This is a genomic window from Streptococcus bovimastitidis (assembly GCF_001885095.1).
GTDB classification, from domain to species: Bacteria; Bacillota; Bacilli; order Lactobacillales; family Streptococcaceae; genus Streptococcus; species Streptococcus bovimastitidis.
The window spans coordinates 1-17173 of the sequence record NZ_LZDD01000001.1; the positions used below are offsets into that span (position 1 = coordinate 1).

Below are 17173 nucleotides of genomic sequence, written 5' to 3' on the forward strand. Positions count from 1 at the left end.
ACGGCGTGGGGGTTCAAGTCCCTTAACCCGCATAAAACTTTAGCCGGCTTAGCTCAGTTGGTAGAGCATCTGATTTGTAATCAGAGGGTCGCGTGTTCAAATCATGTAGCCGGCATTGTTTTTATAAACAATATATTTTCCAAGCGTAAGCTTGGGCGCGTAGCTCAGGTGGTTAGAGCGCACGCCTGATAAGCGTGAGGTCGGTGGTTCGAGTCCACTCGTGCCCATTATAACTTTGGTCCGTTGGTCAAGGGGTTAAGACACCGCCTTTTCACGGCGGTAACACGGGTTCGAATCCCGTACGGACTATCGTTAACTCTTCATTATGAAGAGTTTTTTTATTTTATTTTTTGAGACATTTAAAAGACCTCAGAATGATAGGCTCATTAGAGGTCTTTTTATCTTAGTTAATGTAACTCATGATTTAAGAGGATGGTTTCAATCCCAGCATTATCCACTGCATAAACATATTTGGGTAAGAATGGGTCATAAGGATAGTCATAATCAAAAACAATAAGTGTTTCATTTTTCTTATCATGGTATTCGATGGATAGCTTGCGCTTATCATTTCGAATCAGTTTGAAAAGTAAGATATTTTCGAGTGGGAAGACACCTCTCAAGTTTTCGTCGATAATTTGCCAGAAAGTGTCAATAATTTCAGGTGCAATCGAAGTAGCAACTCCAAAACTTGCATAGCGTTCTTTTGTATTTTGAAAAGCCATAGGGTTATCCTTTCTAAGCGATAAGCAAAGCACTCCAAAAAGAGGAGTGCTCAACTTTATTAACGATTCTTCAGTTCAAGATAACGTTTGTACCAAATTTTGATATAGGCTTTTGAAAAAGGCCCTTTCTCCTGATTAATCCAATCAACTAAAACCTTAACATTTTCTTTTAAGATATAATCAATATCAGCAGAGTAACACATTTTTTCTTTGTGCATCTCATATTCGTCTACATCTAATAATCTTTTTTCACCATCTGCAAATACTTTAACATCTAGATCATAATCAATATACTTAAGAGCCTCCCCATCAAGAACATAAGGACTAGCTAGGTTACAATAATATGAAACACCATTGTCTCTAATCATGGCAATAATATTGAACCAGTATTTTTTATGAAAGTAAACAACTGCAGGTTCCCGAGTCACCCAGCGTCTACCATCACTTTCAGTAACAAGCGTATGATCATTCACTCCGATAATAGCATTTTCAGTTGTCTTTAGTACCATAGTATCCCGCCAAGTGCGGTGTAAACTACCATCATGCTTATAACTTTGAATTGTAATAAAGTCGCCTTCTTTAGGTAATTTCATGCCTTACCAACTTTCTACAATTAAACTTATCTGATATATTTTAACACAAAAAAAAAATAAAATCACTCATTTTGAGTGACTTATAAGTATTCGCGCAAAGCACGGTTAATGGCATCAGGATCAAAGCCTTTCCGATAGAGAGCTGCAAAAAGTTTTTGCTGTAATTGGTAACCGTCATAGCGCTTGCTAAATTTGCGGTGCTGCTTATCAAGTTCCTTTTCTAGAAGCGCATCACTATCTTCCTGATCAAGCTCAAAATGGAGGCTTCCCACAACAGCCTTGGCAGTGTCATAGGAGAAACCTTTAGTAAGAATTGACTTCGTAATTTTATCCTTCAAAGCTTTTTCCGGCAGACGACCCTGATAGTTATCTAAGAACTTTTGGCCAAGCTTTACAGCTAGAGGGAAATAATCAAATTGATCAATGACCTGATCAATTAACCCCGTGCTAATCCCCTTCTGCATTAATTTCTGCCTTAAAACCTGTGGTCCTTTATCACCGGATAAAGCATTTTGCCGTAAAAAGGACTCCACATATTTGGCATCATTAATCCAATTATTATCTTCTAAATCTTTAAGAATAGGGGCAATAGAAGCTTCATCAATATCATTCTTTAAGAGATAATCGCGAACCTGTTTCTTCGTACGTACCTGAAAAGAGATGAAATAAAGAGCAAGATTTTTACCATACGAAAATTGGGCAAATTCCCTAATTTCAGCTAATTCATCAGCACTTAATTCCTTATCTTTTGACAGCATGTATTTAACGATGGTATCTTCGGTAACATACAGTCTTTCAGAGTCATCAATTTCCAATAAATAAAGACGTTTCTTCTTTTCGATTTTGCTTATTTTCATACTAATCATTATAACAAATTAATGGTAAAATAGATGGGAAGAGAAAATTGTAATCGATAGAAATTTCTAAGAAAACGTGAAAAGGGACAAGATGCCATACATTAAAGAGAAACAACGAATTAAACTAAAAATCAAGCGCATGGGCATTAACGGTGAGGGTATTGGCTATTATCAGAAAACCTTAGTTTTTGTCACAGGCGCCTTGACCGGTGAGGAGGTTCTCTGCCAAATTACAGCCGTAAAACCGCGCTTTATGACAGCAAGATTAGTGACTATTCTCAAGGCTTCAAAAGATCGTGTTGCCCCTAAATGTCCTATTTATGAAGAATGTGGTGGCTGTCAGATAATGCACTTAGCCTATCCCAAACAATTGGATTACAAAGAGGATATAATCCAACAAAGTCTGAAAAAGTTTAAACCGGCAGGATATGAATCTTATCAAGTGAGAAAAACCATTGGCATGGATCACCCTTGGCATTATCGTGCCAAACTGCAATTTCAAACACGAGCCTTTGGTGGAAAAGTCCATGCAGGCTTATTTGCTGAGGGTAGTCACCGCTTGGTAACGATTGATGACTGTATGGTTCAAGACAAGACAACACAAACCATTCTCAATGATATTGTAAAATTATTAGATCGGCATAAATTGCCAATTTACAATGAACGTAAAATTGCTGGTTTACGAACTGTCATGATTAGACGGGGTCAAAGTAGTGGTCAAGTCCAATTGATTTTTGTAAGTAGTTGTGAGCTCCGACTTGCCCCAATGATCACAAATTTAGTCAGCATGCATCAAGATATCAAGTCAATTGCAATCAATATTAATAAAAGTAAAAGTAGTCAGATTTATGGCGAGGAAACAGAAATCATCTGGGGCAAAGAAAGCATTGAAGAAGAAGTTTTGGATTCCCAATTTGCCCTTTCCCCAAGAGCCTTTTACCAGCTCAATCCCCAACAAACGCAAGTACTATATGCCCAAGTTGTCAAAGCCTTAGATGTCTCTGAAGAGGACCATATCATAGACGCCTATTGTGGTGTGGGAACCATTGGTTTTGCTTATGCCAAACAGGTCAAGAGTTTACGAGGAATGGATATCATCCCAGAAGCCATAGCTGATGCTAAAAGCAATGCTGAACAATTAGGATTTACCAATACCTATTATGAAACAGGCAAAGCTGAAGACCTGATTCCCAAATGGTATCAAGAAGGCTATCGTGCAGATGCCATCATTGTCGATCCACCACGAACTGGATTGGATGAAAAATTACTAAAAACCATCTTAACTTATAAACCAGCAAAAATGGTTTATGTCTCTTGTAACACCTCAACCTTAGCAAGAGACCTGGTTCAATTAGCAAAAGTTTATCAAGTAGAGTATATCCAGTCGGTGGATATGTTTCCGCACACTTCCCGTACTGAGGCTGTTGTTAAGTTACTCCGCAAGTAGTGCTTCTATCAAAGTCATGTTATGTTTGGAAATATATAAAAAAAGTATATATATTAGTAGTTATTTTATAATAGCCACATAAAAATTAAGGACAAAATGAACAATTTTAAGACAAAAGCACAATTGTGCTTTTTCTTTTTATATTTTAAGAATAAATATTCTTATAAGGACATAAAAAAAGATTTTATAGTATTTTTAGAGGATACGAAAAAATATATATAAAAGGGGCTTCTTTTGAATAAATACAAAAAAATTATAGGATAGTTATTATAATTATCAATTTTAAACTTTATTATAAAAAATTATAAAATATTCGATTTTGACTAATTATTTTGCAACTAAATAGTATGTGAATAAAATTAAAATAATTACAATAATTCTATTTTTTTGAATACTCCAAAGACTTTGAAAGCGGTTGCAAACTGATATTCCTTGTGATAAAATGAGGGCGAAATAAAGAAATAAATGAGTAAAAAAACTCTAATTTAGGAGGTCTGTCATGGCTAAATTGCATACTAGTCATTCCACTTACGCTGATAGAGTTATTAAAGGATTATCAGCTTCTTGCTTACTTCTTGCTACACTTGCTTTAGCACAACAAGCTCAAGCAGAAGATGTTGCAGCCGTAGCACCAACTGCACCAGCAACAGCTCAAACTGTAGCTGCTCCAACAACTACAACAACTGCTGCCCCTGTTGTTGAAGCACCAACTCCAGCAACAACTACAGACGCTAGCGTTACTGCACCTGTTGCTCCAGTAACAACTGATGCTACAACACCGGCTCCAACAACTGACCCAACAACAGCTGCCCCTGCACCGGCTGTTACTGCAGTAACACCTAAAGCAACTGCTACACCTACAGTTAAAGCAGAGCCAAGTCAAACTGTTTATATGGATGTTACAAATAAAGTGAACATCTCTGCTCCAACAACAAGCCCAATGAAATGGACTATTCCAAAATTACCAACTAATCTTTATGATATGAAAACAGGTACATTTACTGGAGCACCTTCTTACACTGTAACAGAAACAAAAACAGCAACTGGGACAGATTATCAAATCGAAATCGTACCATTATTTGGCCCTGACCTCAGTTTACGTTGGCCAAACAATATCAGAAGAACTTACCGTGACTATATGGGAACTTATACCCTTCAAGGAGTGAGTCAAGATGGTTTAACAGTTATTACAAAAGAATTAATTCTTCGACCTTACGAAGACTATCAAACACATGAAGAACTCCTAAATACACTAGATGACGTTGCAGCAAACCATGCTACTGACCGTTTAGTTAAAGTAGAAACAATTGGTCAGAGTGCATTGGGCAACGATATTAAAATGGGGATTGTTGCTAAAGATCAAGCAAGCCTTGATAATTATCTTAATAATACAACCCCATCAATGTTACTAAATCCTGACCAAGCTTTAAAACTTTTGGCTCAAGGTCAATTTGATTATAAATTACCGATTCTCATCAATAATACCCATGCTGATGAACAACCTGGTATTGATATTGTTAGGGGATTATTTGAAGCTTTCTCAAGACAAACTGTGATTGACTATCAAACTGTTGACGCTAACAATACTCCAATGACAGTAACATTGGATATTCCAAAATTATTGGAAAAAGTTATCCTACTCTTTGATTTTACTGAAAATCCAGATGGAGATATCGCAAATACACGCGCTTTGGACAATGGACTTGATCCTAACCGTGATACAGGTTATCAAACCAATCCAGAAACACGTGCTATTGTTGAGCAAATCAACAAATGGAACCCAATTGCTATCTTTGATGTTCACGGATTTGTAAAAGAATTCTTGATTGAACCATGTACGCCTCCACATGATCCTAACTTTGAATATGATCTCTTTAAGGATAATCTAGTTGCTGGCGCACAAGCCATGGGTAATGCTGGAATCACTAACTCACAATATGACAGCTACATCATACCAATGTTCGACTATGGGTCAGGATGGGATGATTCCTTCTCAGGCTACACAGCTGTTTATGGTTTATATCAAGGAATTTTAGGACATACCATCGAAGTACCTGGAACAAACCAAGAGTCCTATAAAGCAGGCTACTATGCAGTATTAGCAGGGATTAATTATGATTTAGAAAATAGTGACCAGTTAATGAAGAAACGTTTGGAATTCTATTCTCGTGGTATTCATAAAGCTGAAGTAGAGGCTGCCGCTAACGAATTAGTCACTGTTGATGGTTCTGTTAAAGGAAGACCAACAAATGGGAACCCAACTTTCTTCCCAGATTATTATGTCATTCCAATGACACTTTCTACAGAAAGTGATACAGACCAAGCCTTTAAGATGATTGATTACTTCCGTCGTAATGGTGTCATTCTTAACCAATTAACACAAGACGTAGCAGGCTACAAAGCTGGTGATTTAGTCATTGACATGGCACAAGCTAAGAGAGGATATGCCAACCACGTCCTTTACCAAGGAGCTAATGAGTCAGAATGGCCAGCAATGTATGCTGAATTAGTAATGAATTTCCCAGCAATGCGTGGTTTCAAAGCTGATGCTATCTATCAAGAAAGTCTTTTTGCAGGAAAACTTGGTAACGTAACCTTAACAAGCGCACCTCGTACAGCAACAACCGACAAACAATACTATATTGTATCAAATAACTCTCTGGCTGCAGTCCAAGCCGTTAATGCAGCTCTTAAAGCAGGCAAAAATGTTTATTTAACTGACGATGGTTATGTAATGGATAAAGCAACATATGAAAGTGTTATTGCTACCTATCCACTCTATGCTAAACCAACATGTATGGTGCCAGTTGGACAAACCCTTAAAGCAATGAATGTTTATGCACCTGGTAATCCAAATGCTTCACTTGGCTTTAATTCACCGGCTGAAGTCAGTCTTGCCTTAGCACAAATGGGCTTTAATGTTGTTGATTCAGCAGACCAAGCAGATGTTATTGTACTTGATAATGACGAATTTGATGCAAGTATTCTTGGTAAAAAACCAATTATCGTACTTGGCGGAGTTGCCATGGCTAAACTTGAAAGTCTAGGTGTACTTCCCGGTTTCGATGCAGCTATGACAAATGAAGATGAAGGTTATAGCTACGAAGGCTTAATGAAGATTGACCTTGATACTAATAGCCCTTACACAAGTGGATATGGTTCTGATGCACTCTACTATGCAAACTCTGGTTCTTGGATTCAAGGAATTCCAGCAGGATTTATGAGTTTAGCAAATATCGAGGCAAGTGACTTCTATGTATCAGGTTGGTGGCCACAACATGAAGGACTAGCAAATAAAACAGTTGCTGTCAGTGGTATCTTCCAAGGACAACCAATGTTCATCTTTGCTGGAAATCCAGTTAACAAAACACATACAATTAACTTCTACCGTTGGGTAAGTAACGCTATCTTCGGTACAAACTTAACTGAATTTGTAGAAGGTGATTGCCATAAACCTGCAACTGACAACAACACAGTTGTAACAGTAAATCACAATGGACAACAAGTTCAAGTTTACCAACAAGTTGCTTACGGACAAGAAGCTCCAGCTGCTGAAAAAGCTGGCTTACCTGAACTTGCTGACGGAAACAGCAGCATGAAAGAAAGCCAAATCTTCTGGATTACTGGCCTCCTCGTTGCAAGTGGCGGACTCTTCGCAGCATTAAAACGTCGTGAAGAAGAAGAATAAGATATCAAAAAAATCTGATAAGACGCAGTAAGAAGCTAAGGGAAACCTTAGCTTCTTTTGCTGTGAAAAATCAGACCTATTCCTTCTCAAGTAGAATTCTTAAGTCATGCTCTTTTTAGACGGGATTATTATCTATTTTCTGCTATAATGGAGAAAATATGCGAAAAGAGAGCTCTTATGGAAAAAATTGATGTCTTTGCCCATGTCTTATTACCCCAATTTAAAGATGCTATCTTAAAAATAGCCCCTAGTATCCCTGAAAAAATGCCTTTTGTCCAACACCCTTTATTAGCTAACATGGAAGCTCGACGTCAAGCAGCACAAGACCATGTTAAGCAAGTTCTGTCATATGTCAATACCAATCCAGAAGATTATTTAGAAGCGGAGCAAGCAGCAATGATGGTTCAATCGGCCAATCAAGAGTTGCTGGATTTAGTAGCAGCTAACCAAGATATCTTTTATGGAGCGGTCCTCATGTTGCCCATGAATAACATTCCGGCTTGTTTAAAGATTATTGAAAGCTTTGCTAATCAGAAATATGCCTTAGGCTTTCAGATTTTTACCAGGCAATTAGGTAAATCAATAGCTGACCCAACATTTGCTCCAGTTATTGAGTCTTGTGCCCAAAAGGCTATTCCCTTATGGCTCCATCCGGTTTTTGATGAACGCAAACCCGATAACAACATCATTTTCTCTTGGGAATATGAACAAACACAGGCCATGTTACAGCTAGTTCAAGCTGGCTATTTTCAAAAATACCCAGACCTAAAAATCATCGTCCATCATGCAGGTGCCATGGCCCCTTATTTTGCCGGACGCATTAATCATATCCTGGCACCAGAACTAGCCCAAGACTTCCGTAAATTCTATGTGGATACTGCCCTTTTGGGCAATAGCAAAGCTCTAGAGCTAGCCATTGATTATTTCGGACATGATCATGTCCTCTTTGGGACAGACGCACCATTAGGCATTGCCCCAGCTGGCGCAACAAAGGAAATTATCCAAGCTATTACCCAGATGAAACTGCCAGAATCAGCAACAGCAGACATTTTCCAAAAGAATTTCTTAAGACTAATAGGGAGAAAAGAATGACCAATCCAGAAAAACAAGCCCCAATCATGCGCCTCTTTGAGCTAGAACCTATCCCGTCAACTTTGGAGACTTTCCAAAAAGTGGGTAAAAATAATTTGTTGCAATCTATTGAAAAAGAAGAGGGAACTCTAGTCATGGCCTCTTGCCACCATGATAATCCAGAGCAACAGTTGGTTTTTGAACTTTATCAAGACGAGGCTTCTTATCGGGAACACATCCAGTCTGACCACTTTAAAACCTTCTTAGATTATGCGACAGATGGCCTTAAAAGTCGCAAGGTTATTATCTTACAAGCCGAATTACTTTTTGAAAAGGCGACGAAAAAAGTCTTTGAAGATGCCACTTCTTTGAATATTCGTTTGGCAAAAATTAGCTTAGACCCTGAAGATGCGGCGACTTTTAAAGACATCCTTAGTGAGGAAATGGCCACTTCGATTGCTAAAGAAGAAGGTGTTTTGGCCCTCTTTTGCGGTCGCAATTTAGAAGATCTCAGTCAATGGTATTTCTTTGAAGTTTATCAGGACCAAGATGCTTATGAGAAACATATAGCAAGCCCCCACTTTAAGAAGTATATTGAGACTTCAAAAGCCATTGTTCAAGATAAAGAACTAGAAGTTCTAAATGGCATGACCTTTGTCAGTCAAGGGACAGCACACTACATTCTATAAAGGACAGACTTCGTCTTATTATTGACAAAGCTTTGAGGAGAATTTTTGACCTCAAGGCTTTTTTATTTTATACTAAAAATCTAAGGAGTCTTTTATGATACGATTTGCAAGTCCTGCTGATGCTGAGCAACTCTTAGCCATTTACAGTCCTTATGTGACCGAAACAGCAATTACTTTTGAATATGATGTTCCGTCGCTTGAGGAATTTAAAGAGCGCATAGCAAAAATCCAGACCTTTTATCCCTATCTTGTCTATGAAGAGGATGGCAAGATTTTGGCTTATGCCTATGCCTCAAGTTTTCATCCTCGCGCAGCCTATGCTTGGTCTTGTGAGGTCAGTATTTATGTCGCCATGGATACTCGCAGTAAGGGGCTTGGTCCCAAACTCTATCAGGTTTTGGAGGGCTACTTGTCGGCGCAAGGGATTCTAAATTGTAATGCCTGTATTGCGACAGCTCCTCAAGAAACACCCTATTTAAGCAATGCCAGTCAGGCTTTTCATGAAAAGTTGGGCTATCGTTTAGTTGGTAAATTCCATGGGTCGGGTTACAAATTTGACCAGTGGTTTGATATGATTTGGATGGAAAAATGCTTGAGTGAGCACAAACAAGGTCTTGAGCCGCCCCGACCGATACATGAGGTAGTGAATAATGGAAAAGTCTATTAGCAGTTTGAAAGTCAGTCAGTTCTACTTATCGGAGCGGAAATTAAAAGCCATCGAAGAGTGGCTGACCGAAGATCCGGACTCTATGAATGAACCTATCATTATCCGAAAAATAAATGGACAGGATACGATTCTTGATGGTCATAGCCGAGCATTTGTAGCCTATCAAAAAGGCTGGCAGACCATTCCTGCCCAATATGATGAGCAAGATCAGTGGCCGCATTACCAAACTTGTGCAGAAGAGGCCGTGCGTCAAGGGATAAATAGCGTCCTTGACCTCAGAGACAGGATTTTAGATGACCAAGACTATCAGGAGAAGTGGATTGCTTATTGCCAATCCTTGTCAGAAGTTAAAGTCGTCAAAAAAATTCATTTAACGGGGGATAGCTTAATGGCTAGGCATGAAGATGCGGATCAACCTATGGTTAACCTCATGCTCCACGCTCTTGATGAGAATTTAGTCATTCATAACACAGCCATTTCTGGCAACTCAACTCGAGATTTGTTAGCCCGCTATCAGGATATGATTTTAGAAGAAGAATCCGATTATCTCTTTGTATTGGTGGGAACCAATGACTTATCCAGTGATCGAGATATTGCCATCGATGAATTTGAGGCCAATTTGGAGCGTCTGATTGAAATCTTTGAAACCCGTTATCCAAGGAAACAGATTCATTTTCTCTTGCCCCCACCTGTGGATGAGAGCAAAATGCATCTAAGAACAAATGCCAACATTGCGGCCTATGGCCATACCATTGTCGAAGTTTGTCAACGCAAAGGCTGTCAAGCCCTTGATTTGAACCAAGCATTCAGAGATGCTGCCACAAAGGAAGTACCATTAGACCAATTACTGATTGGTGTTAAAGATGATGGTCTCCATTTTGGACGCATGGGCTATCGTATCCTCGCCAAGACTATTTATCAAGCCTTAACCTAAAAGCTTATATGTCATAAGCTTTTTTTCTTGCCTTCAACTCGAAATTAACATATGAAAAAAGCCAATCCTTAGGATTGGCTCATTTGTTCAATTTGATATTGTTTGGAAACATAATCGATAAAGTCTTGGATTGCTGGGGCCTGTGTTTTGTTATTGAGGTAAGCCAGGTAGTAGTAGCGAGAATTTTTGAGGACATCGACTTCAATGATATCAACATCGATTGTTTTTAGGAAATCCATTTTTGGTAGGATGGCAATGCCAAAGTTTTGTGACACTAAGCCGGCGATGGTTTCATCTTCCTCAACTTCAAAGGTAATATTGACTTGGTTTTTATACTCTTTATAAAGTTCCTCGACAACTGGGCGAACACCACTTTTTTTGGAAAACCAGATTTGAGAATAAGGTAGGGTATCTTCCAAAGTCACTTTTCCTAATTGACTGAGTTCATGTCCTTTTGGCACCACAATGACCATATCCTGAATTGCAATCGGCACAAAGGTGATTTGTGGGTCAGTATCGATTTTTGAACAGAAGGCTAAGTCATATTTACCATCTATTAAACCTTTTAATAGATCGGCTGTCATTCCGCTATCATTATAGAAGATAAAGTTAGCGGGAGAATGGGGGTGCTTGGTTAGGAATTGTCTTGTTAAATTTGGGACAATTCGATGACTGAGGATTCTCAACAAGGCAATATTAATATCTAATTGATCTAGGTCAAGGGATTGCAGTTTTGAGACACTTCTATCAATAATATTGAGCGCTTTTTGAATATCTTTCGCAAACTCCCGGCCATTGGCTGTTAAGACCATATTTCGCCCTTGTTTTTCAAAGAGTGGTAGTCCTAGCTCAGTTTCAATCATATTGATGGCATGACTTAATGTTGGTTGCGTAATATGTAGCTGCTGAGCAGCTTTTGTGTAATGTTCCAGATTGGCAAGTGTGATGAAATAGCGTAAGTGTTGTAAATTCATAAGCAACTCCTTCAGTTCATAATTCTATTTTAACAAAAACCATAAATTTTTTCTATGGAAAGCTTTTCAAAAATCAATTGGATTTTGTGATTTTTTTAACTTATAATAAATTTGTAAATGAATGTTAAAAGATTAACAAACTTTTGGAGGACTTATCATGTCAAAAGAATCACCAATTACCATTAGCTCTTGGACCTTGGGAGAAACTTGTCTTTTTGAAGACCGCGTTAAAGCAGCCAAAGAAGCAGGTTACGAAGGGATTGGCCTTCGCGCAGAAACCTATGTCGACGCCTTAAATGAAGGCTTAACAGACCAAGATATCTTGGCTATCCTAGAAAAATATGACATTAAAGTCACTGAAGTAGAGTATATTGTTCAGTGGGCTGAGGAGCATCGTTCTTATGAGCAAAAGTACAAAGAACAAATGTGTTTCCATATGTGTCGTCTGTTCAATGTTGGTCACATTAACTGTGGATTAATGGAAAACTATTCCATTGACTATACTGCTCAAAAATTAAAAGAACTTTGTGGACGTGCTGGTGATTTAATTATTGGTGTTGAACCAATGCCTTACAGTGGTCTTCCAGATTTTGACAAAGCCTATGCGGTGGTAGACGCCTCTGGCTGTGATAATGCCATGTTAATTCTTGACACTTGGCACTGGGTTCGTGCGGACCAACCTTATCGTCAGCTCACAGCTGAGCAAGCCGCTAAGGTTATCTCCATCCAAATCAATGATGCCTATGATCGCCCATATGCGGCAGCGATTCTCCGAGACGAATCCATGCATGACCGTTTGGCTCCAGGTACAGGGGCTAAGGACACAGTTGGATTTGTCAACATGATTAAGGAAGCGGGCATCACTCCGAAGGTTATTGGTGTTGAAGTGATTTCAGACGCTATCTTGGCTCAAGGTTTAGATTATGCGAGTCAACATACTTATGACAATACGGTTAAGGTGCTTAAGGAAGCTTGGCCAGAACAGTTGGTTTAAAAGGCTATCGGCAATTACTTTAAAATAGGCTATAATAGAAAGACAGGTAATATCATGACAGAACAATGGTTAGGTTTGGAAGGTAAAGTCGCAGCAGTTACAGGAGCTGTCGGCGGTATGGGAAAAACAATCGTTCAAGAATTTGCTAAGCAAGGGGTTAAAATCGTCCTTCTTGATATCAAAGAAGAAGAGCTCAATGCTTACGCTAAAGAAATTTCAGACACATATGGTGTCGAAACACTGGCAATTGTCACTAACTCAACTTCGGAAGAAGCGGTTGACAATGCAGTTGCTAAATCAGTGGAAACATTTGGTCAGGTTGACATTTTGGTTAATACAGCAGCAATGCTTCGTGCTTGTCCTTTAGAAGATTTACCCTTGGAAGAATGGCGACAAACAGTAGATATCAACTTAACAGGTTATTTCTTGGTATCTCAACGTTTCGGTCGTCAAATGATTAAACAGGGTAAAGGGAATATGGTTCATGTCTCAACCATCGCTTCTGTTTTCCCAGAAACTTATTCTGCAGCTTATAGTTCCACTAAAGCAGGCGTTAACATGATGTCTCGTCAAATGGCTGCTGAATGGGGTCAGTTTGGTGTTCGTAGTAACTGTATTCAACCATGTTTTGTTAAAACACCACTATCAGAAGCTTTTTATGCGGATCCTGAAGTTGAAAAAGGACGTAAAGCTTTAACAGCCAACAAACGTATTGGTAACACTATGGACATTGCTAATGCTGTTCTTTATCTAGCAAGTGATCGTTCAGACTATACAAATGGTCATGAGTTACGTGTTGAAGGTGGCTTCGGCATTATGATGGGTGACCAAACACCAAAACCTGGTGGACGTCGTCAATATGCTGAAAAAGAGCACAATGCCTACCTAGAGCGCATCAAGGCTAATAAGTAAAAAAAGAGGAGTCTGTTTCGTCAGGCTTACAAAGGAGAAAAGATGTTTAAGAACAATAAGTACAATTTCACAGCATTTCTATTATGGATGACTTACTTCTGTCATGGGATTCAAGCTATCATTATTTCACAAAATGCAGATTTCTTCGCTCATAAATGGGGTGTTGAAGCAGCAGCCGTTTTTGCTGTTATTGCTTGGACAGGTTTAGGGAAGATTTCCTTCTTAACTTTCTCTGGTGCCTTATCAGATAAAGTTGGTCGTAAACCCCTAATTGTTATTGGTTTAATCGGTTTTGTTATTATGTTTGGGTCTTTCTTGGTAGCAAGCAATCTTTGGATGGCCAATATTTTAGCCTTTATTGGTGGAGCTATGACTTCACTATATGATGGTGCCATTAACCCAGCTTTATTCGAAATGTATCCTGAAAATAAATCAACAGCTTCAATTTTTAGTAAAGCCTTTATTTCAGTTTCATCAATGTTATACCCACTTTTAGTAGCATTCTTAGTTAGTCATAAAATGGCGGTTGAAATTGGTATTATGGTTCCCTTCATTCTTAGTATCCTTGTTTTAGCAGGTGTCTTAATCGCCCGCTTCCCAGATAATGATATTCGTAAAGAACAAAATGTTTCAGCTCGTGAAGCCATCAAAATTCTTGAAGCTAAACAAAGTACTGCTCAACCAGCGACTAGCCAAACAACTAGTCGTCAAAATGCTGCTAACTTTGCCATTGATGGGGTTATCTTATCAGCTTTTGCCTTCACCATTTACTCAACTTTCTACTTATTCCAACAAGCTTCTAAATTGTATGCCCAAAATGTTATTCACATGTCAGAAACAGGAGCAGCAGCTGTTACTTCTTACTACCAATTAGGTGGTTTAATTGCAACAATCGTCTTTGCTTTCTTAATGGCGCGTGGCATTCGTGATATTGCCTTGCTTGTTATCAGTCCTATCTTTGCAGGTCTTGCTGGTTTACTGGTATACTTTGTTCCAACAGCAGCAACTTTAACTTTTGCAGGTATTATCATCGGTTTCTTCGCTGCAGGTGGCTTGTTGCAAATGGGGAATGCAGTTCTTAACCAATTTTTTGATAAAAATAAAGGTCGTAATACAAGTATCTATTACTTTGTTATGGCTCTTGGATCATACATTGTACCAATGTTAGCTTCTAAATTGATTGCTGCTAACCGTGCAGATTTAATCATGTTATTCGTATCAGTATGTGGCTTTGCTTCAGCAGCATTAATGATGATTGCTGGTAAACGTTACGGTCATATCTTTGGAGTTTCTGTCTTTTCCAATTCAAAAAAAGACTAAGAGATAACGTTTAAAGAAGGATGTCTAGCTTTCTTTAAGCCTTTTAAAGAATTTTATGCAAGGAGTATCATTCAATGAAAAATAAGTATGTGCCAACTATTGGGGCACTTTATATCAACTATATTTTTCAAGGAATTGCCGCCATTATTATTTCTCAGAATATGGTTACCTTAGAAGGAAGATGGCAAGCGTCGATCAGTCAAATTACTTTGGTCATTAGTGCTATCGGTTTTGGTCGTGTTCTAAGTGTTAACTTGGCCGGTTTAATTTCAGATGCTCTGGGACGCCGCAAGGCCGTTTTGTTAGGTGTTTTATCTTACATCATTTTCTATTTAGGTTTGATCTTTTCAAGCAACTACATGATGGCATTTGTTTTTGCTATCTTTGCTGGTATTGGTAATTCTTTCTTAGATACTGCCACATATCCGGTTGTGGTTGAGGCTTTCGAGGAGCACAATAGTAATAGTGCCCTTTCTGTTCTCAATAAAGCATTTATCTCAGTCGGTCAATTTTTACTGCCCTTGCTGACCAGCTTTTTACTCCGCAATCATTTCTATTTTGGCTGGACTTTCATTGCTGCTGCCCTCTTTTTAGCAGGCAATGCCCTATTACTCTTGAAATTACCATTTCCTAAATTGCAAAAAGATACCAAAAAAGAAGTGGTCTCAGAAGCGGAGCTATTGGCTCCTGCCAAACCTTTATGGAATCAATCACATTTTGCTATTGAAGGTGTCTGCCTATTAGTCTTTTCGCTGGTTTCGGTTTCGCTATTTAATATCTTTATTATTTGGGTTCCGACTTTTGCAGAAAATGTTGTTGGTATTGCCAGAACGGATAGTTTAATGTTTGTCAGTCTTTATAGCATTTTCTCATTCGTTTCGGTTTTTATCACTTCAGCCATTGTTAAGCGTGGGGTTAATGTTGTGGCTTACATGATCTTTTGTACCACTATTTCAGCACTTGCTTTAACAGCTATGTTGGTCTTCCCAACCATTTACACCTTAATTTTTGCTACTTTTGCCATTGGTTTCTTTGCTGCTGGTGGTATCTGGCAATTGGGGCTAGCGACTCTATTAGACTTTTTCCCTCAAAGAAGAGGTCTGGTAACCAGTTACTATTCTTTGGCAACATCCGTTTCGGTTATGGGCTCACCCTATATTACGGGTATCCTGGCTGAAAGTGATATTCGCTTGGTCTTTTATCTAGTTATTGGCTTAGCACTGCTCGGAACAGCTGTCTTAGCCATCGTTGCATATCGTTATAAAAAAGTTTTCTTATCAGAAACTAACATTATCAGACTTAATCAATAGAGAGGTATTATTATGTCAGAACGTTTATCAGGTCACACTTTACTCATTTCATTAATTGCGACACCAATTCGTCATAGTTTATCACCAAAAATGCACAATGAAGCATTTGCTAAACTCGGTTTAGACTATGCCTACCTTGCTTTTGAAGTGGGTAACGAAGAATTAGCCGATGCTGTTCAAGGGATTCGTGCTTTAGGAATCCGCGGTTCAAATGTTTCAATGCCAAATAAACAAGCTATCATTCCTTACTTGGATGAGATTTCACCAGCAGCTGAACTTGTTGGTGCAGTTAATACAGTGGTTAACAAGGATGGTAAAGGTCACCTAGTTGGTCATGTCACTGATGGTACAGGTGCTGTTCGTGCCCTTGCAGAAGAAGGGGTGGATATTAAGGACCAAATTATTACCCTTGCTGGTGCAGGTGGTGCAGGTACAGCTATTGCTGTTCAACTCGGTTTGGATGGGGCTAAAGAAGTCCGTATCTTCAATCCCAAAGATGCTGCTTTTGCCAATGCTGAAAAAACGGTTGAAAAAATTAACAGCAGAACAAATACTAAAGCAAGCGTAACTGATTTAGCTGACGATGCTGCCTTTAAACAATCCATTGCTGAGTCATCAATTTATATTGATGCAACTGGTGTTGGTATGAAACCATTAGAAGATTTAAGTTTAATCAATGATCCAGAAGTGATTCGTCCGGATTTAGTTGTCTTTGATGTGGTTTACAGCCCAGCAGAAACAAAACTTTTGAAATTCGCTAAAGAACATGGCGCTAAAAAAGCCATTAATGGTTTAGGTATGATGCTTTATCAAGGTGCTGAAGCCTTCAAATTATTTACAGGAGAAGATATGCCTGTAGACTATATTAAAGATTTACTTTTTAAGGAAGAAAACTAAAATCTGAAAAAGAACAGCATGCATGGTCATGCTGTTTTTGTTTGCAAATGGATCAGGTTTTTTCATCGATAATATATAAAAAATATCTATTGATTCAT

The 17173-nt window shown here is 38.6% G+C and carries 15 protein-coding genes and 3 tRNA genes; 14 read left to right on the forward strand and 4 right to left on the reverse strand.

The features are described 5' to 3' along the window. Positions 1–42 precede the first annotated feature (42 nt). The 3 genes from A9Q68_RS00005 (at position 43) to A9Q68_RS00015 (ending at position 309) form a co-directional block, all read left to right on the forward strand. Positions 43–115 (forward strand) — tRNA-Thr (locus A9Q68_RS00005). A gap of 38 nt (positions 116–153) precedes the next feature. Then, positions 154–227: transfer RNA gene (locus A9Q68_RS00010), tRNA-Ile, on the forward strand. A gap of 10 nt (positions 228–237) precedes the next feature. Beyond that, positions 238–309 (forward strand) — tRNA-Glu (locus tag A9Q68_RS00015). Between the two features lie 98 nt (positions 310–407). Here A9Q68_RS00015 and A9Q68_RS00020 read toward each other — a convergent pair. The 3 genes from A9Q68_RS00020 to recX all read right to left on the reverse strand — a co-directional run bounded on the left by A9Q68_RS00020 (position 408) and on the right by recX (position 2172). Next, a complete protein-coding gene (locus A9Q68_RS00020) occupies positions 408–722 on the reverse strand; it encodes a DUF960 domain-containing protein (RefSeq protein WP_071792606.1) in 315 nt (104 codons plus the stop codon). A gap of 59 nt (positions 723–781) precedes the next feature. Further along, positions 782–1315, reverse strand: a complete 534-nt coding sequence (ntdP, locus tag A9Q68_RS00025; RefSeq protein ID WP_071792607.1) for a nucleoside tri-diphosphate phosphatase — start codon at positions 1313–1315, stop codon at positions 782–784. 80 nt (positions 1316–1395) lie between these two features. Then, complete coding sequence (recX, locus tag A9Q68_RS00030; RefSeq protein WP_071792608.1) at positions 1396–2172, reverse strand: recombination regulator RecX; 777 nt, start codon at positions 2170–2172, stop codon at positions 1396–1398. A 91-nt stretch (positions 2173–2263) separates the two neighbouring features. On the opposite strand from recX, the gene rlmD reads away from it, so the two are divergent. The 6 genes from rlmD to A9Q68_RS10925 all read left to right on the forward strand — a co-directional run bounded on the left by rlmD (position 2264) and on the right by A9Q68_RS10925 (position 10668). After that, on the forward strand, positions 2264–3619 hold the full coding sequence (gene rlmD / locus A9Q68_RS00035; protein WP_071792609.1) for a 23S rRNA (uracil(1939)-C(5))-methyltransferase RlmD: 1356 nt from the start codon (positions 2264–2266) through the stop codon (positions 3617–3619). 499 nt (positions 3620–4118) lie between these two features. Beyond that, positions 4119–7307: a M14 family metallopeptidase gene (locus A9Q68_RS00040; protein ID WP_071792610.1), complete on the forward strand. Its 3189-nt coding sequence runs from the start codon at positions 4119–4121 to the stop codon at positions 7305–7307. A gap of 177 nt (positions 7308–7484) precedes the next feature. Next, on the forward strand, positions 7485–8399 hold the full coding sequence (locus tag A9Q68_RS00045; RefSeq protein ID WP_071792611.1) for an amidohydrolase family protein: 915 nt from the start codon (positions 7485–7487) through the stop codon (positions 8397–8399). Beyond that, positions 8396–9067, forward strand: coding sequence for a putative quinol monooxygenase (locus A9Q68_RS00050; RefSeq protein ID WP_083426007.1), 672 nt, complete (start codon positions 8396–8398; stop codon positions 9065–9067). The genes A9Q68_RS00045 and A9Q68_RS00050 overlap by 4 nt, the downstream gene beginning before the upstream one ends. A gap of 94 nt (positions 9068–9161) precedes the next feature. After that, positions 9162–9734: a GNAT family N-acetyltransferase gene (locus A9Q68_RS00055; RefSeq protein WP_071792612.1), complete on the forward strand. Its 573-nt coding sequence runs from the start codon at positions 9162–9164 to the stop codon at positions 9732–9734. Further along, on the forward strand, positions 9718–10668 hold the full coding sequence (locus A9Q68_RS10925) for a DUF459 domain-containing protein (protein WP_240494196.1): 951 nt from the start codon (positions 9718–9720) through the stop codon (positions 10666–10668). The genes A9Q68_RS00055 and A9Q68_RS10925 overlap by 17 nt, the downstream gene beginning before the upstream one ends. A 68-nt stretch (positions 10669–10736) precedes the next feature. Here A9Q68_RS10925 and A9Q68_RS00065 read toward each other — a convergent pair whose 3' ends face one another. Then, positions 10737–11642: a LysR family transcriptional regulator gene (locus A9Q68_RS00065; protein WP_071792613.1), complete on the reverse strand. Its 906-nt coding sequence runs from the start codon at positions 11640–11642 to the stop codon at positions 10737–10739. Between the two features lie 157 nt (positions 11643–11799). Between A9Q68_RS00065 and A9Q68_RS00070 the strand changes: the two genes are divergently transcribed. The 5 genes from A9Q68_RS00070 to A9Q68_RS00090 all read left to right on the forward strand — a co-directional run bounded on the left by A9Q68_RS00070 (position 11800) and on the right by A9Q68_RS00090 (position 17075). After that, complete coding sequence (locus A9Q68_RS00070; protein WP_071792614.1) at positions 11800–12636, forward strand: sugar phosphate isomerase/epimerase family protein; 837 nt, start codon at positions 11800–11802, stop codon at positions 12634–12636. A gap of 54 nt (positions 12637–12690) precedes the next feature. After that, positions 12691–13548, forward strand: a complete 858-nt coding sequence (locus tag A9Q68_RS00075; RefSeq protein ID WP_071792615.1) for an SDR family NAD(P)-dependent oxidoreductase — start codon at positions 12691–12693, stop codon at positions 13546–13548. A gap of 42 nt (positions 13549–13590) precedes the next feature. Further along, complete coding sequence (locus A9Q68_RS00080) at positions 13591–14868, forward strand: MFS transporter (RefSeq protein WP_071792616.1); 1278 nt, start codon at positions 13591–13593, stop codon at positions 14866–14868. Between the two features lie 74 nt (positions 14869–14942). Continuing rightward, positions 14943–16178 carry an MFS transporter gene (locus A9Q68_RS00085; RefSeq protein ID WP_071792617.1) on the forward strand — a complete coding sequence of 412 codons (1236 nt, stop codon included), beginning with the start codon at positions 14943–14945 and terminating at the stop codon, positions 16176–16178. A 12-nt stretch (positions 16179–16190) separates the two neighbouring features. After that, the gene (locus tag A9Q68_RS00090) at positions 16191–17075 is read left to right on the forward strand and encodes a shikimate dehydrogenase (RefSeq protein ID WP_071792618.1); all 885 of its coding nucleotides are present in this window, start codon (positions 16191–16193) and stop codon (positions 17073–17075) included. Positions 17076–17173 lie beyond the last annotated feature (98 nt).

What these genes read in the sequence shown, in the direction of transcription:
- A9Q68_RS00090 (WP_071792618.1), top strand. Translation starts at nt 16,191, where the DNA reads ATGTCAGAACGTTTATCAGGTCACACTTTACTCATTTCATTAATTGCG.
- A9Q68_RS00065 (WP_071792613.1), bottom strand. Translation starts at nt 11,642, where the DNA reads ATGAATTTACAACACTTACGCTATTTCATCACACTTGCCAATCTGGAA.
- A9Q68_RS00070 (WP_071792614.1), top strand. Translation starts at nt 11,800, where the DNA reads ATGTCAAAAGAATCACCAATTACCATTAGCTCTTGGACCTTGGGAGAA.
- A9Q68_RS00080 (WP_071792616.1), top strand. Translation starts at nt 13,591, where the DNA reads ATGTTTAAGAACAATAAGTACAATTTCACAGCATTTCTATTATGGATG.
- A9Q68_RS10925 (WP_240494196.1), top strand. Translation starts at nt 9,718, where the DNA reads ATGGAAAAGTCTATTAGCAGTTTGAAAGTCAGTCAGTTCTACTTATCG.
- A9Q68_RS00075 (WP_071792615.1), top strand. Translation starts at nt 12,691, where the DNA reads ATGACAGAACAATGGTTAGGTTTGGAAGGTAAAGTCGCAGCAGTTACA.
- recX (WP_071792608.1), bottom strand. Translation starts at nt 2,172, where the DNA reads ATGAAAATAAGCAAAATCGAAAAGAAGAAACGTCTTTATTTATTGGAA.
- A9Q68_RS00085 (WP_071792617.1), top strand. Translation starts at nt 14,943, where the DNA reads ATGAAAAATAAGTATGTGCCAACTATTGGGGCACTTTATATCAACTAT.
- A9Q68_RS00050 (WP_083426007.1), top strand. Translation starts at nt 8,396, where the DNA reads ATGACCAATCCAGAAAAACAAGCCCCAATCATGCGCCTCTTTGAGCTA.
- rlmD (WP_071792609.1), top strand. Translation starts at nt 2,264, where the DNA reads ATGCCATACATTAAAGAGAAACAACGAATTAAACTAAAAATCAAGCGC.
- A9Q68_RS00045 (WP_071792611.1), top strand. Translation starts at nt 7,485, where the DNA reads ATGGAAAAAATTGATGTCTTTGCCCATGTCTTATTACCCCAATTTAAA.
- ntdP (WP_071792607.1), bottom strand. Translation starts at nt 1,315, where the DNA reads ATGAAATTACCTAAAGAAGGCGACTTTATTACAATTCAAAGTTATAAG.
- A9Q68_RS00055 (WP_071792612.1), top strand. Translation starts at nt 9,162, where the DNA reads ATGATACGATTTGCAAGTCCTGCTGATGCTGAGCAACTCTTAGCCATT.
- A9Q68_RS00040 (WP_071792610.1), top strand. Translation starts at nt 4,119, where the DNA reads ATGGCTAAATTGCATACTAGTCATTCCACTTACGCTGATAGAGTTATT.
- A9Q68_RS00020 (WP_071792606.1), bottom strand. Translation starts at nt 722, where the DNA reads ATGGCTTTTCAAAATACAAAAGAACGCTATGCAAGTTTTGGAGTTGCT.